Genomic DNA, 15,449 nt, shown 5'->3' on the forward strand with positions numbered 1-15,449 from the left:
AGGCTACTCGTACCGCAGTGCTTCGATCGGATCCAGCCGTGCGGCCCTGGCTGCCGGGTAGATGCCGAAGACGATGCCCACCAAGGAGATGAACCCCAGCCCCAACAGGACCGCCCACACCGGCACCGCAGCCGGCAGGGGCGTGAGGGCGCCGATGAGCAACCCTATGCCCACGCCGAGCACAGCGCCGATGATCCCACCGAACTCACAGATCAACACCGCCTCCAACAGGAACTGCCCCAGAATGTCGCGACGCCGCGCACCCACTGCCTTGCGGATACCGATCTCCCTGGTGCGCTCGGTGACCGACACCAGCATGATGTTCATCACGCCGATGCCGCCCACTAGCAGCGAGATGCCACAAATGACCAGCGCCGCCACAAAGACAACCTTGGTCACATTGCGCCAGGTCTCCATCAACGAGTCCCTGGTCATAATTTCAAAGTCGTTGGGCTCGCCGGGCGGCACCCGCCGCACAGCCCGCATAATCCCCGTCACCTCTTCAATGGCCTGATTCAAGAGCTCGGGCCGCACTGCCTTGCAGTCCACATACACACTGCGATTCATTCCGTAAAACTTGCCGAAGGTGGAGATGGGAATAATCACATGCGCGTCCTGGCTCTGGCCAAAGACAGACCCCTTCTCCTCCAGTACGCCGATCACCGTACAGCGATGTCCATCGATGAGGATGTCCTCGCCCACCGCTTCGCGGAACGGGAAGAGCTGCTCGGCGAGGTCCGTGCCGATGACGCACACCTGCCGTCGCCGCTGTACGTCCATCTCGTTGATGAAGCGGCCTTCGCTCACGAACTGCCCGTCAGCCTCCTGGCGGTATTGGTCGCCGCCGAAGACCATGATGTCCGGGTTGGTCTTCTTGTCGCCGTGCCGCAGGGTCGCGCCAAAGCGAAAGACCACCGGTGACACCACGCTGACCAATGTGGCGCGCCGCTGCAGTTCCTCCACTTCCTCCAAGGTGATGTTACGCCGGTTGCGGTATTTCTGCCACGAGTCCCCAATCTGTACTGCCGGATACTTGCGGATCTGGAAGGTGTCCGCACCCAGGACCGACAGCTCTTTCTCCCACCAGTTGTTGAGGCCCTGGATTATGGTCTGCATGCCAATGACCGCGAACACACCGATGATGATGCCCAGCGCGGTCAAGATGGAGCGGAACTTGTTCGCGGCGATGGCGCTCACAGACATCTTTATGCTTTCGCGCAAATCCATGGCAGTGTTCGCCTTGCTCCTCATCCGCTATTCGTAACGCAGGGCGACGATGGGGTCAAGCCGCGAGGCCTTCCAGGCCGGATAAAGGCCAGCGAACATCCCCACGCCGCATGAAAACCCCAACCCCAAGAGCACGGCACTCGGGGCAATGGTGGCTTCCAAAACGGGCAGCCGCCCCAAGAGCATGCCCACCCCAAAGCCGAGCCCGAGGCCGATTAGCCCGCCCAGGGCGCTGATGACCACCGACTCCACAAGAAACTGCAGCATCACATCGGAGCGGCGTGCGCCCACTGCCTTGCGGATGCCGATCTCGCGCGTCCGTTCCGTCACCGAGACCAGCATAATGTTCATGATGCCAATGCCCCCGACTAACAGCGACAATGCCCCGATGCCAAAGGCGACGGCGTAGAGCACCCGTGTCAGATTTTTGTAGAGGTTTTCCAAAATGTCCTGGCGGTTGATGGCAAAGTCGTTCTCCTTGTCCGGCGGCACCTGCCGCACCCGGCGCAAGATGCCGATGATCTCATCTTCCGCATCGGCAAGCCGGGAGGCGTCGACGACCTTCACCAGAATCGTCAGGCTGCGCCGCGAGCCGTACAGCTTCTGGAAGATGGAGAGGGGCACCATGACCACGATGTCATTGTTCCGCCCGAGCACCTCCCCTTGCTTTTCCAGCACGCCGACCACGGTGAACTTGTGGTCCCCCACGGTGATCTTGCGCCCGATGGGGTCGACGCGGTCAAAGAGCTTGGCGGCCACCTCCTGGCCGATCACGCACACCGCGTGTCGTCGCTCCACGTCCGTTTCGGTGATGAACCGACCGAACTCTGGCAACACATTGGCCGCGTCCTTGTAGTTGGCCTCCACGGCGTAGATGGTGACGTCGCTCAGCTTGGTGCTGCCGTACTTGACTGTGCGCCGCGTGCCGGTCATTGGCGAGACCACCGTGGCCAAGGTGCAGAAGCGCTTCAAGGCATCGGCTTCCTTGGTGGTGATGTTCTTGCGATTGCGATACTTATAGAACTCCCGCCCAGAGACCCAAGGAAACTTTTGCACGTAGAGCAAGTCAGCGCCCAGGCCGGCGATCTGCGAGTAGACGGCCTTGTTGAGTCCCTGAATGACCGACACAATCCCGGTGATGGTGGTGACACCGATAATGATGCCCAGCACGGTGAGGAAGGCGCGCATCTTGTGTGCCCACAAGGCCAACACTGCCATGCGGGCGCTGTCCCACAATGCTGTGGCAAAACGGATCATGCTCACCTCTCCTGGCCCGGTCTGTCAGTTGATGGCTTCGTCGCGCTCGATCATGCCGTCGCGAAGGCGGATGATGCGGTTGGTGTGCTCGGCGATGTACTCTTCGTGGGTGACCAAGATGATGGTGTTCCCTGCCTCGTGCAACTTCTCGAAAATGTCCATGATTTCTTGCCCAGTGCGCGTGTCGAGGTTGCCCGTGGGCTCATCAGCCAGAATGATCGAGGGCCTGTTGACCAAGGCGCGGGCAATGGCCACCCGCTGCCGTTGTCCACCGGAGAGTTCGTTGGGGCGATGGTGCATGCGGTCGGCGAGCCCCACCTTGGCCAGCGCCTCCTCGGCCAGTTGCCGTCGCTTGCTCGCCGGCGTGCCGTTGTAGATGAGCGGCAGTTCCACATTGTGCAGAGCGTCGGCGCGGGGCAAGAGGTTGAAGGTCTGAAAGACAAAGCCGATCTCGCGATTGCGAATCCCTGCCAGTTGGTCGTCGTCCATGGTCCCCACGTTCTGCCCTTTGAAGAGGTAGCGTCCGGAGGTGGGGGTGTCCAGGCAACCGAGGATGTTCATCATGGTCGACTTGCCTGACCCCGAGGGTCCCATGATGGCCAAGTATTCGTTCTCCTCGACGCGCAGGGAGACACCGCGCAACGCGTGCACGCGCTCGGCACCGACCTCGTAAATCTTCACCACATTCTCAAGCTCGATCAACATCTACCACCTCGACAGTTCTGCCTTCCGCAAAGGGACGGCCCCGAAGTCGCCCCGCCCGGCTACTTCTTCTCCTTGGCCACGGGCAGCTTACCGGAGCTAATCTTCACGGCAGCGCCATTCTTGAGCTCTTTGGAAAGCACGCGATAGCTGCCGGTGACCACCTGTTCACCCTCGCTTACCCCGCTGACGATCTCGATGTCCGTCTCGCTGCTGATACCGGTCACCACCGGGCGCATCTTGGCGACGCCGCCTTCGACCACAAAGACCACTTCGATCTGCTTGGGGGCGGCCTGCGCCTTCTTTTCCTCCTCAGACGGTGGCGGTCCGAAACCCTCCATGCTCTCGTCCCTGGTGCCGCCCTTCTTGCGCCGCCATTTCGAACCGCCCGCTTGGGCCAGCATTGTCGTATCCTCGGGCGTACGCATGGTGATGCACTGGATGGGGACGTAGAGCGCCTGGTCTTTCGACTTTGTTTCGATCTCCACGGTGGCCGACATGCCTGGTCTGAGCTGGGGCACGCGGTCCACCACCGACACTTTCACCTCAAAGTTGGTGATCTCCTCCTGGGTGCCACGCCCCCGGGTGATGGCGGTGTGGGCGACTTCACGCACCCGCCCCCGCAGTACAGTGTCGGGGATGGCGTCCACCTGGATGCGCGCGCTCTGCCCCTCGGTCACGTCCACCACATCATTCTCGTCGATCTCGGCGACCACCTCCATGCGCTCCAGGTCGGCAACCTCCATGATGACGTCTGCCTGGAACTGGGAGCCCAGGGTTATCTCACCCACCTCCTTGTTCAGCTTGATGACGGTCCCATCGATCGGCGACGTAATCGTGGTCTTGGCGAGGTTGTCCTCGGCCTGGGCCAAGGTGGCCTGGGCCTGTTCGACCTCGCTTTCGGCAAGCATTAACGCCGCCTCGACCGTCTGGAGCTGCGCCAACGAGGTCAGCTTCTGCGCGTAGAGCTCCTTGGCGCGCTCGTACTCGGCGCGCGTCTTGGTCAGGTTAGCCCGTGCCGATTTCAGGGTCGAGCGCGCCCTTTCCACTGCCGCCTCGTACTGTTCACGCTCCAAGCGAACCAGGAGCTGCCCACGTCGCACCTGTTGGCCCTCGCGCACCGGCAGCTCCACGATCTTGCCGGCCACATGCGCGGCGATGTTCACCTTGAGCTCCGGTTGCACCTTCCCCGAGCCGGAGACGATCTGGGTGATCGTCCCCCGCTTGACCGGCGCCACCGTCACCTCGAGTGCCTTCTTCTTGGCTGACTGGCTGCCGAGTATCACGGCCAGCGCTATGACAACCGCCAGGCCCACCAGGAAAATGACTGTTCTCTTCTTCTTCGCCATTGCCACTTCTCCAGCTGTGTCACCTTCAACTATGGGGAAAGGAGCGTGAACACCTGACTGCGCATGAATTGTCCGTCCAGATAGACCTCCACCCACCAATCACCTGCCGGTGCAGAGGCCGCCGTATCCAAGTAGAACCAGGTGACCGCATGCCCGCTGTCGGAGGTCAACTCCACCTCGCGATGGCCCTGGAGCTGCCCCTCGGGGTCGAACCATTTGGCCCCCACTGTGTGCGTCTTGTACCAGTTGCCCCACCTGATCCAGAGGTAGACGACGTCATCCACCCGAAACGTGGCAGTCACCAGGACCGGATGCGACTCTTCGTCCACCGCGACGCAGGTGAAGCACTCGATGATGTACGGCTCATCCTTGGTGGGCGCCACTACGCCGCCCCCTTCGCCCTCTATTTTCTCGCAACCGGGCAGCCCGGCCAGCCCTAAGAGGCAAGCAAGGAGGCCAACAATCGAGCCGCGTGCCATTGGCAACACCATGGGAGCCTTTCTCAGGACCCCTGGCCGACTTTGCCCAAGCTGCCCATCAGAGCTTCGAGAGTGGCCCGAGCAACTTGGCTATCGTATTTGGCGCCGATCACGATCTGCTTGGCGCGGGTGACCGCCACGCGCGCGTCGTTGATCTCCAATAGCGTGCCAGACCCCACCCGGTAGCGCTCCTCTGCCAAGCGCAGGTCCTCTTCGGCGGCCAGCAAGTTGTCGCGATTGATGCGGGCGATCTCCTGCACCGCCTCAAGGTAGAGGAAGGCCTGGTTGACGCGCAGCGCCAACTGTCGCAATTTGTCGGCATGCTCTTCCTGCACGCTGCGGTAGGAAGCGGCCTCGCGCTCCACCGCCGCCTTGTCCGCAAAGCCCCGGAAGAGGTTCAGGTCCACCTGCATGCCCAAGGAAAGGTAGTAATCTCGATTCAGGTCCTTCGAGTAGACTTTGTCGAAGAACTCGTTGTCGCGCGAATACGTAAGCCCGAGAGAAAAGGTGGGCAAGTAGGCCAGTTTGGCCGCGCGCACCCCCAGGCGAGCGGCCTCTAACGACTGCCGTAGCTCGCGCAGCTCCGGGTTGTTCTGCAAGGCCACTTCCAGCACCTGTTCGCGGGTGTACGGAAACGGCGTCTCGGCCGCCTCCACTTCCACCACCGAGAGTTCCGCCTCCGGATCGCGCCCCATGGCGACGTTCAGGTTCCCCTTGGCCGCACGCACCTCGTTTTCCTGGGAGATGACGTTGATTTTGGCTTCGCCCACGGTCACCCTGGCCTTGTACACATCGCCCTGCGCCGCTGCGCCAAGCTCAAACATGCTCTGCGTACGCCTGAGCTGTTCTTCCGCCGACTGCAGCGCTTCCCGATATACCTCCAAAAGCTTCGTGGCTTTGAGCAGGGCGAAGTATTTCGTGTACACATCCAGGACGACTGCCTGCTGGGCCGCGATGAACGCCTGCTCGGCTGCTTGCTGGCGCGAACGCGCCTGCTGCAGGAGGCTGATGCTCCGCCCCCAGTCGAACAGGTTCTGCGCCACCGACAGCCTGGCGTAATGGCTGTTGCGTTCCACGCCCTTTTGCACAATCTCGCGCTGTTCGTAGATGACCTGGCCGGTCTGCGGATCATAGCCCACCGGCACGTCCATCTTGCGAATGCGGTCGCCTTGGATGAACCGCCCCGAGGCGAAACTGGCGTTCACGTGGGGCAGGAGGCCGGACCACGTGCCCAGCACGGTGGCCTCCGCCAGATCCACCCCAAACTCCGCCTTGCGCACCCCGGCGTTCTTTTCGAGGGCCAGGGCGACACAATCCTCCAAGGTGAAAGGGCGCCCCGCCTGTTGCGCCTCAAGCCCCCCAGCTGCCGCAAGCACGCACAGAGTTGCAACGACCACACCAACTCTTGTCATCTCTTTGCTCCCGGAATGCCCGCCGGCCTAAGTGAGCGCCGCGGTGATCGCCGCCGCAGCCAGCGCGTAGACGATGTAGAGCGCCACCACGCCGGTGGCTGCCTTCTTCACGGTGAAGCGGTAAATGACCGCCATGCCAATGCACACCAGCACCAGCTCCCACAGCGAGAAGACATCGGTGCGCGCCAGGAGCTGGTAAAGAAAGGTGCCCTTCTGCTCGGGGTCAAGGAACGCGGCCAGGCTGGTCTGCACGTTCACTGTGCCCCGGGAGAGCATGAGCGGCGTCTTGACAATGGTGGCCAGGACACCGATCAGCGAGGTCCAGGTGTACATGGCAAACACCTTCTTGAAGTTGCTCGCGCCACCCAGGACGATGTTTCCTAAGAAAAGGAGGGCCAATGTGACGACCACTATGACGACCACCGCACCCACTGGTGCCATCACCGGGCCGGTGATCCGGCCGATCTTGGCCCCCACTTCCAGAGCCCGGTCTGCTTCCTCTGGAGTCATGCCCCGCTGTTCGATCAGCTTGTCCCGCTGCTTGGCCATGCCCTCTTCCATGGCCATCGGCGTGATGAAGATGGCGGCAACCACGGTGGCAATGACCACCAGCACCAGCGGCAGAACCCACCGGGGCCGGCGGTCGATCGCCTCATAGGCCTCACGCGGACTGACGAAAATGTTGACCAACGTCCCCAACAGGGAATCCCCCTGCCCAGACACTTGTGGATTCTCCATGCTCGTTTCCTCCGCAGCTTAGTCCTTCTGCAGCGCAGCGACCACCTGCTCTGCCTGCATGGCGCCGGCACTGCAACCACTCACCGAGTATACACTTCACCATCGGCAGTTATTGCAAGCCAGCTCCACCAAAAAAACCAGAAGATGGAACGAAAAACCGCCACAAAAGTTTCGGTCAAGGCATGCGCTTTTTCGTGGGTTCGCCGCTGGCCAGCACCTCGTCTTTGATGGAAAGCAGATAGTGGTAGGCCGCATCGTGCTCGTTGGGGATCTGGCCGTCCAGGATCGCCTCCTCAATCATCTTTTTCAGGCGCCCGACCATGGGGCCCGGTCCAATGCCGCACACAGCCATGATTTCGTCGCCGCGCACCGGCGACTGGAAGGCGCGCATGCGGTCTTTCTCTTCGACCTCATGGATGCGCTGCACCAGATGGTCGAAGTTGGCCAAGTGCTGGCTCACCCGCGCCGGGTTGCCCGAGGTGATGTCCGCCCGGCAGAGGATGAAGAGGTCCTCCAGGTGCTCGCCTGCCTGAACGATGAGCCGGCGTATGGCCGAATCGGTGACTCCTTCGTCCGCCAGGTGAATGGGGCGCAGGTGCAGGCGAATGAGTTTCTCCGCGTACTTCTCCACGTCGTTGGGCAGGCGCAGCCGCCGACAGATGCCCTTAATCATGCGAGCACCGATCTCGTCATGCCCGTGAAAAGTCCACCCCACGCGCGGCACAAAGGCCTTGGTCTGCGGCTTGGCCACGTCGTGGAAAAGCGCCGCAAAGCGCAGCGGAAAACTCTGGCTGACTGCCGCCACATTGTCCAGGACCTTCAGCGTGTGGAGGAAGACATCCTTGTGATGATGGCGGCCGATCTGCTCCACTCCCTTGAGCGCGCTGATCTCGGGCAGCACCACTTCCAGCACCCTGGTCTCATCCATCAGTTTGAAGCCGATGGACGGACGGCTCGCCAAGAGGATCTTGCGCAGCTCCTCGCTGATGCGCTCCTGGGAGACGATGGCGAGCCGCTCGCGCATGGCGGCAATCGCGGCCTTGGTGCGTTTTTCCAGGCGAAAATCAAGCTGGGTGGCGAAGCGTATGGCCCGCATGATGCGCAGCGGGTCGTCCTGAAAAGTCACCTCGGGGTCCAGCGGGGTGCGCACCAGGCGGTGCTCCATGTCTTGCCTGCCGCCGAAGGGATCCACCAGCTCCATCCAGGAGGCGCTATTTAAAGACAGGGCCATGGCGTTGATGGTAAAGTCCCGCCTGGCCAAGTCATCGGCAAGGGTGGCCTTGCGCACCGAGGGCTTGCGCGAGTGGGGCTCGTAGCTTTCGGCTCTGGCCGAGACAAACTCCAACTTGCGGCCGTCCAGCAGGAAGGAGGCGGTACAGAACTTGTCGTACACTACAAAGCCCGTGCCCTGCAGCCTCTTCTTGACCAGGCGCGCGAACTCCGGGCCGTCGCCCACCACGACAAAGTCGATATCGGCGCTGTCCATGCCGCGCAGACGGTCGCGCACAAAGCCCCCAACGGCATAGACCGGCAGGCCTTGCTCGTCAGCCAGGGCCCCTATCTGGGCCAGTATCTCTTCAGTGGTCACGTTGCCTCAGGAATCCGAAAATCCTCGCTCTACAACTTCCCCGACCGCAGTATGGCCACCACTAACCACACCCCCAGCAGGCCGGCAAATGCATAGCCCACGATCCCCAGGACCGAAATACCCAGCAGCGACGGCCCCACATGCGCCGCGATAATCATGGAGGAAGCAACGATGAGCGCAGCGATGATCAGGCTGAAGGAGAGCCGGTTAGAGGAACGGTCAATCTCCCGAATGAGGTTCTCCAACCCTTGATGCCTAAGCTCGGCGCCGATCTTTCCGGCGCTCACACGTCGCAGCAGCACCTCCATTTCGTGGGGCAAGGTCAAGGCGAGCTGGTACAGGTCGCGCAGGCCTCTTCCCAGCTGATAGGCAACCCGTCCCGGTTCGAACTGCCGCCACATGAGCTTGCGCGCATAGGGACCGATGGCCGCCGCAAAGGAAAAGTCGGGGTCCAGCTTCTCGGCAATGTCCTCGTAGGAGCCCAAGGTCTTGCCCAAGAGCATCAAGTTGGAGGGGACGCGCAGCCGGTGCCGCGCCAAAACCGCAACGGCATCGTCGAGTACCGCCTTCATCCGCAATTTGCCCAAGTTGACGCCGTAGTAGCGGTCGATGAACTCGCCGATGTCCAGGCGCAGCAGCCGCTCGTCGCTGCCCTGGGGCACAATCCCCATCTGGGCCATGACGCGCAGGATGAGGCTCACGTCGCGCCGGGTCACCCCCACCAGAAGGTCCGCGAACAGAGCAAGCATCTGGTCGTCCAGCCGACCCATGATGCCAAAGTCCACCGGGGCGATCGTCCCATCTCTGCGCACCAGCAGGTTGCCAGGGTGCGGATCGGCGTGGAAGAAGCCGTCTTCAAAAACCTGCTTCAGGACAAAGTCGGTGCCGCGCCGCACCAAGGCCTTCAGGTCGACGCCCATGGCGCGGAGACTCTCCACGTCGGAGATCTTTACTCCCTCCACATACTCCAGCGTCAGCACCCGGGACGTCGTCAGCTCCCAAAACACGGCCGGCACATGTACTCCCGGGAGTGTGGCGCAGTTGCGGGCGAAGAGCTCCACATTGCGCGCCTCGCTCATAAAGTCCAACTCGCGCCTGGTGGTCCTGGCCAACTCCTCCACCATCCCCACCGGGTCGAACTGGTGGCTCTCCGGGACATGCCGTTCGATGAGGCGCGCCAAGTCCAAGAGGATCTCCATATCCACTTCGATGAGCTCGCCGATGCGCGGTCGCTGGATTTTGACCACCACTTCCTGTCCATCCACGGTGCGGGCACGATGCACCTGGGCAATAGATGCCGATGCCAGCGGCTCGTTGTCGATGGAAGCGAACCGCGCGAGAGCCGGTTCCTGGAGCTCCTGGTGCAGTGTCTGCTCCAGAACAGAAAACGGCTCCGGCCGCACCTGATCCTGGAGGAGGGCAAGCTCGGCAAGAAGGTCGGCAGGCACCAGGAACGACCGCGTGCTGAGCACCTGGCCAAGTTTCACGAACGTGGGGCCAAGCTCCTCCAAGGCCATGCGAATGCGCCTGGCGGTGGTAACGCCTTCCACCCCACGCCGCACGCGCGCAAGTCGCCGCCCCAAGTGCAAGTAGGCAGCCAGGTCCAGCCTTTCCGCCAGGTCAGCGAACCCGTACTTGATGAGCACCATGGCGATCTGGCGGTAGCGCTTGAGGTGGCGATATCGCCGGTGAATCGTTAGCACGTCTGCTCCTTTGCTTGCGGTCGGCTCCCGGGTCTCTGCTTCCGCGAAGGAGCCCAACTGCCGGTGACGAGTTAATTTAACAAACGCCCGACCAAAAATCAACGCGTTTGTGGGTGGCCGGCATCCGGTCAGACCGTCTCATTTCTAACACACTGTGTCACCGTGTCGCAACGCCTGCGCTTCTCCTGCACCACGGCGCGAAACGGAAACGATGGAGCCAAACAACGATGGGCCGGAAGATGCTGTTGTCTCGTGACTTAGCTTACCAAGAGCAACATTGGGTGTCCCGGCGCTTCCAAAATCGGGCGCCGAGGCGGTTTCGGGCATGGCATTACTTTTGCGGGCTGTCTGGCGTAACGAGTGGGCCTTCCGCGGCGAGGGCGCGTCCCTTGTAGTGAGTGTCCAGGCCCACAAGTTGTTCAAAAAGTGCTTGCTTTTGTGAATTCAATTGCTAATTTTACACGCTGTGAAGCGGGTGGGATGAACGGTATCGGTCGTCACTCTCTGCTTCAGGGGCACAACCATAAGCAGTGGAGGCTGAGATGGCAGCGAAACGGATACAGGCCAGCACGCTGATCGGAGTTGGTCTCCTCCTGTTCTATACGACAGCGGCGGTTGCACAACAGGGCTCCATAGGTAACAGGGCTACCGCCGACCCCGCGTACACCGGGTATGCAGCTTGGATCAAGCTGACCGTGGCGGGGCCCGCAGGGAACAATTCTCTCAACGACAACTTTGCCGGTGCGAAGGTCGAGATTGACCTGAATATCGACGGCGACAACAATGAAGCCACCAACCCTGGCGACGTGTACGAAGCCAGTGGCGACGCCGGAGAAATGGTGACTGACCCGCTTGGCTCCGGCGGCGCCTTTGACCAGTACTTCTACGTGCGCATCAAATCCGGCGCGAACAACCCGTTCCCGGATGGAGTAGGTTACGACACCGACCTCCGTCCGCGCGTGAAATTTGCCGCCAGCGGGTTTCTGCGTGTGGGTGGGGTGCCGATACAGACCGAGACCGGCTTTGTGAACGCCACCGACGACATCACCCCCAGGATGCGCAAAATCGAGCACTATGACGACGGTACAGGTCATATGCCCGGTTCTCCTGGCAATCAGGTGCAGTACGACGGCTACATTGACAAGATCATCATCGAGTGGAGCGAGCCCATGCGCACCAGCAATGTGGCCGCCAGCACAGCCATCTTCGGTGGCCTCGGCTCCTCGGTGAGCAGCATTGAAGCTACCGGTGCGTGGGCCGACAACAAGCATTTTGTCATGTGGCCCGTGTCCATTTCGCCGAACTCCGGCATCACCCCAACCCTGTCCTATTACCCCCCACCCAGCAACAGCGACAAATTTGCCAGCGCAACTTTGCAGTACGCCGAGACGCATGCCAAGGTGGTGACCGACCGCTCCGGCCCGGCGATTGTCAGCGCGCAGACCAAGCGCGCCACCCGGCGCCAGGCCTTGGCTGCAGCGCTCGCGGCCAAGCGCATCCGCGTGGTCTTTAGCGAGCCGGTGGCCTTCAACTACATCCAGGGTACTGACTTTACCGTGACCATCAACGGCGTCAACAACCCGGTGGCCAGCATCGTCTCGCCCACCACCGCAAACCCACCGACCAATACGTACGAATTCGCCCTGACCAACGACTTTGTCCACGAGGATGTGACCGGAAGCATCTCCTACACGGGGACGATGCTGGTGCGCGACGTCAGCCCCGACAGCAACTACAACGGCGTGGGGCCCACAAGGACAATCACCGACGGTATTCTCCCCAACATTGTCTCCGTGCGTACCGTTGACGGTCTCTCGGCCACCAATGCTGGCGCCAATGGCTGGGGTTACTTGGACTGGGTGGAGGTCACCTTTGACCACACTTACAACGGCATGGACCAGGCCCGCCTCAGCACTTTGGGCTTCACCGTCACTGGCACCGGTATATTGACCATTGGCGCCACCGGCAGTTGGGCCAGCGCCACCACGTTCCGCATTCCTTTGGTGGCCACTTCCCCGAAGGTGCCTAATACTGACCTTGTGCCCACGGTGACCTATGTCAACCCGGGGTCGACTACCGGTTTGCGGAGCGCCGTCAACAACGGGTTGGCCGAGAACTTGCTGGCAACCGATGTGACACCATCCTCGGAAAATGCCTCGCCCGTGCAGATTATCGACGGTGCCGGCCCAGCCCTCATCGAAGCTTACACTGCTGGTGGCAACAGAATCAGGCTCACGTTCAGTGAGAAGGTCAACACGGCCGGTTGGCCCACCACCGAACCGGCCGCCCAGGTGCCTTCCCGCTTCAAGTGGTTCGTCGGCCTGCGGAACTTTAGTGCGGCCGGAACCAAGGTCTTTTTCACCGGGCTCTCTGGCACCAATCAGGACAATGTCATCTACCTGAACAGCACCGGGGCCACCTGGACAAAGACCGATAGCGGCTTCGTCAACTTTTATGGGACCAACGTCGTCTACGACGTCGCCACCCCTGCTAACGGGAACCTGCAGTGGGACGACGACGGCTCCATAGTCGGCTTCACCGGGACCACTTCCGACGTCAAAGTGAAACGTGACAACATCGCCCCTATCCTCCTTGGTTTGTACACGCAGGACTTTGACGCCGACGGGACGTTAGATCACTACCGCTTCGTGTTCGATCCTCTGTCTCCCATCTTCCCGAAGACGTCGTTCAAGGCGGCAAACTGGACGATTGCAGGCTATGACGGACCGAAGTCGGGCATCAGCCTGAACATGAACGTCTACAATCCGGCACACGCGCAGTACAAACCCACGGCCATCAACACCTTTGGCGATACGGTGGAGGCATACATCTCGTTCAACGAGACTACGGCTGGTGGCCCACCTGCCACCCCGTATGGCGGTGACACAGGGGATGTGCCGGACGTAATTGTAGAAGCTGGAAAGGGCTTCGCGGACTGGGCCGACAATGTGATGGCCGCCTTGGGCGAGGGCCTCTCCTTGGAGAGCGATAAGGCTGGCCCGGCCATCATGAGCGCCAAGACCATCTCTACAACCACCGTGGAAATCCTCATGAGTGAAAAGGTCCAGGGACTGGACTTGGCCGACTTTGACCTCACCATGGGTTTTGTCCCGCCGCTGGCCTCGGTGACCCAACCCAGCGACGCTCGTGTGCTGCTGACCGTCGCCCCTTACGCCCAGTGGGCACCCACGCAGACGGGCACCGTTCGCCTGACCGGGGTCAACAAGATCTATGACGATATCGCCGGCACTAACAACGGCAACATGCAGACTGCCTCCATCGCCGTGATCGATGCCACGGCCAGTTACTTCATAGTCAGCCAAGTCTACAAGGAGGGGTCGCAGTTCACCGGTGTGCCGTTTGACATCAAAGTTATCGCCAAGGATTCCCACGGTACCACTGACGTGAACTTTACGGTACCCATCCAGTTCGCTGCCAACAAGCAGCGGGTGACCCTCCCGACCGGCGTGCAACGCCTGACCAACGGCGAAGGGGTGTTCCAGATCGTCTGCTATGACACTACCTCGAACTTGGTGATTACGGTCTACAAGACCACCGATCCCGGGGTGAACGGCTCAACTGAGCCAATAGAGGTGGTGGAAGCGGTGATCGACGCACCCAACACGCTCACCGTGAAGGACTACAAGGGTGCCGACGGCGAGGGGGACCAGGGTGGTTATGTGACGCTGGTCTGGGACTTTTCGCAGAACCATCCTGGCATCGGTACGGTCAACATTATCGACTACTACCAGATCTACCGCGTGGTCGAGGGCAAGCTCTTCCATTGGGGCACCGTGCAAGCGACTGACCCGCGAAAGAGCGAGGCGGACTCGGTGCGCGTGGTGGTGCCCACCTATGACAATGTGATCTCGGACTTTTACGTGCAGGCTGTCAAGAATCCTCCCCCGCTCACGGCTGCGGCCCCGCTCTTGCCTGATGAGGACGCCATCCCGCTGCCGGCGGGGTACGTGTTTGCCATGCCGCCGAAGGGCGACAATGGCGAGGTGACTGTCGCTGCCGCCATGACTGCTGGGCAGTTGGTGTCGCCGCTCACCAAGGGCACGGGTGGCGCCACTGACGACATCCCGCCGGCAGCCATCACCGAGGCGGCTATTCGCAAGATTAGTGCGCAGGCGAAGCTGTTCTGGCCAAAGGTCACCAAGGGCATCGATGGCTCGCCGGAGCGTTCGCGGATTACCTATCGCGTGTATGCGCACCCCAGCAATGCCTTCTTTAACGTTGGAGACCCGGACGCGGTACTTCTGGGTAGCTGCGCAGATACCTTCTTGGTGGTGAACGTCGATGCCTTGCGGCGGTTCTACATGGTGGTGGCCATGGACGACAACAACATGTCCGGCCCCTCCAACCGCGTCGGCCATTACGGCTTTGCCTTGAACAAAGGCGAGACGCGCAAATACACGCACATCTCGCTGCCGCTGATCGATCCGAACATCACCGACGCCAAGTCATTAGCCGCCAGCATCGGCGGTGTGGCTGCGGTGTACAAGTTGGACCCAGCGACCAACGCCTACACCACGTACTGGCTGCCAGATATGGGTTTGGGCACCAACTTCCCCATCACCCCTGGCATGGCCTGCTTGGTCAACCTGAAGAGCGACGCACCCAGCACCTGGTTCATGGTGGGGTCGGTGCCGTACCCAGGCAGCGTTCGTTTCACGCTGGCCAAGACCAAGACGCGTACCTACAATGAGATCAGCGTGCCGCTTGACCGTCTGACCCTGACCAACGCCGCACAGCTGGCCGCCAGCATTGGCGGCGTGGAGGCGCTCTACCGGATCGACCCGGCTACCAACGCCTTCACGCAGTATTGGCTCGTGGCTCAGGGCTTGGGCACGAATTTCCCCTTGAACCCAGGCGAACCGGTGCTCCTGTTGGTGAACCAGTCGGCTCCCAATCAGTGGCCGGCAGGCAGCATGACCGCTGCGCTCCCTGTGGGCGAACAGCCTGCGGGCGCAAAGGAAGAATGACCGGTG

General features: G+C 61.4%; 10 protein-coding genes. 1 reads left to right on the top strand and 9 read right to left on the bottom strand.

The features are described from left to right. Nucleotides 1-3 precede the first annotated feature (3 nt). The 9 genes from H5U38_07525 to H5U38_07565 all read right to left on the bottom strand — a co-directional run bounded on the left by H5U38_07525 (nt 4) and on the right by H5U38_07565 (nt 10,455). Nucleotides 4-1,251, bottom strand: a complete 1,248-nt coding sequence (locus H5U38_07525; protein ID MBC7186865.1) for an ABC transporter permease — start codon at nt 1,249-1,251, stop codon at nt 4-6. A 3-nt stretch (nt 1,252-1,254) separates the two neighbouring features. Beyond that, nucleotides 1,255-2,484 carry an ABC transporter permease gene (locus H5U38_07530; protein MBC7186866.1) on the bottom strand — a complete coding sequence of 410 codons (1,230 nt, stop codon included), beginning with the start codon at nt 2,482-2,484 and terminating at the stop codon, nt 1,255-1,257. A 24-nt stretch (nt 2,485-2,508) separates the two neighbouring features. Further along, a complete protein-coding gene (locus tag H5U38_07535) occupies nt 2,509-3,186 on the bottom strand; it encodes an ABC transporter ATP-binding protein (GenBank protein MBC7186867.1) in 678 nt (225 codons plus the stop codon). Nucleotides 3,187-3,248: 62 nt separating this feature from the next. Next, on the bottom strand, nt 3,249-4,535 hold the full coding sequence (locus H5U38_07540; GenBank protein MBC7186868.1) for an efflux RND transporter periplasmic adaptor subunit: 1,287 nt from the start codon (nt 4,533-4,535) through the stop codon (nt 3,249-3,251). A gap of 29 nt (nt 4,536-4,564) precedes the next feature. Beyond that, a complete protein-coding gene (locus H5U38_07545; protein MBC7186869.1) occupies nt 4,565-5,014 on the bottom strand; it encodes a hypothetical protein in 450 nt (149 codons plus the stop codon). A gap of 23 nt (nt 5,015-5,037) precedes the next feature. Then, nucleotides 5,038-6,426, bottom strand: a complete 1,389-nt coding sequence (locus tag H5U38_07550; GenBank protein ID MBC7186870.1) for a TolC family protein — start codon at nt 6,424-6,426, stop codon at nt 5,038-5,040. 27 nt (nt 6,427-6,453) lie between these two features. Further along, complete coding sequence (locus H5U38_07555; GenBank protein MBC7186871.1) at nt 6,454-7,164, bottom strand: YIP1 family protein; 711 nt, start codon at nt 7,162-7,164, stop codon at nt 6,454-6,456. A 175-nt stretch (nt 7,165-7,339) separates the two neighbouring features. Beyond that, on the bottom strand, nt 7,340-8,650 hold the full coding sequence (locus H5U38_07560; GenBank protein ID MBC7186872.1) for an HD domain-containing protein: 1,311 nt from the start codon (nt 8,648-8,650) through the stop codon (nt 7,340-7,342). Between the two features lie 131 nt (nt 8,651-8,781). After that, nucleotides 8,782-10,455 (bottom strand): hypothetical protein, encoded by a 1,674-nt coding sequence (locus tag H5U38_07565; protein ID MBC7186873.1) that lies wholly within the window; start codon nt 10,453-10,455, stop codon nt 8,782-8,784. Nucleotides 10,456-10,997: 542 nt separating this feature from the next. Between H5U38_07565 and H5U38_07570 the strand changes: the two genes are divergently transcribed. Next, nucleotides 10,998-15,443 carry a hypothetical protein gene (locus H5U38_07570; GenBank protein ID MBC7186874.1) on the top strand — a complete coding sequence of 1,482 codons (4,446 nt, stop codon included), beginning with the start codon at nt 10,998-11,000 and terminating at the stop codon, nt 15,441-15,443. Nucleotides 15,444-15,449: the final 6 nt, after the last annotated feature.

Source organism: Calditrichota bacterium, assembly GCA_014359355.1.
Taxonomy (GTDB): domain Bacteria; phylum Zhuqueibacterota; class Zhuqueibacteria; order JANLFK01; family Oleimicrobiaceae; genus Oleimicrobium.

Excerpts from the sequence above, each read along its gene's own strand:
- H5U38_07525 (MBC7186865.1), bottom strand. The coding sequence starts at position 1,251 with ATGAGGAGCAAGGCGAACACTGCCATGGATTTGCGCGAAAGCATAAAG.
- H5U38_07530 (MBC7186866.1), bottom strand. The coding sequence starts at position 2,484 with ATGATCCGTTTTGCCACAGCATTGTGGGACAGCGCCCGCATGGCAGTG.
- H5U38_07540 (MBC7186868.1), bottom strand. The coding sequence starts at position 4,535 with ATGGCGAAGAAGAAGAGAACAGTCATTTTCCTGGTGGGCCTGGCGGTT.
- H5U38_07545 (MBC7186869.1), bottom strand. The coding sequence starts at position 5,014 with ATGGCACGCGGCTCGATTGTTGGCCTCCTTGCTTGCCTCTTAGGGCTG.
- H5U38_07550 (MBC7186870.1), bottom strand. The coding sequence starts at position 6,426 with ATGACAAGAGTTGGTGTGGTCGTTGCAACTCTGTGCGTGCTTGCGGCA.
- H5U38_07555 (MBC7186871.1), bottom strand. The coding sequence starts at position 7,164 with ATGGAGAATCCACAAGTGTCTGGGCAGGGGGATTCCCTGTTGGGGACG.
- H5U38_07560 (MBC7186872.1), bottom strand. The coding sequence starts at position 8,650 with ATGGACAGCGCCGATATCGACTTTGTCGTGGTGGGCGACGGCCCGGAG.
- H5U38_07570 (MBC7186874.1), top strand. The coding sequence starts at position 10,998 with ATGGCAGCGAAACGGATACAGGCCAGCACGCTGATCGGAGTTGGTCTC.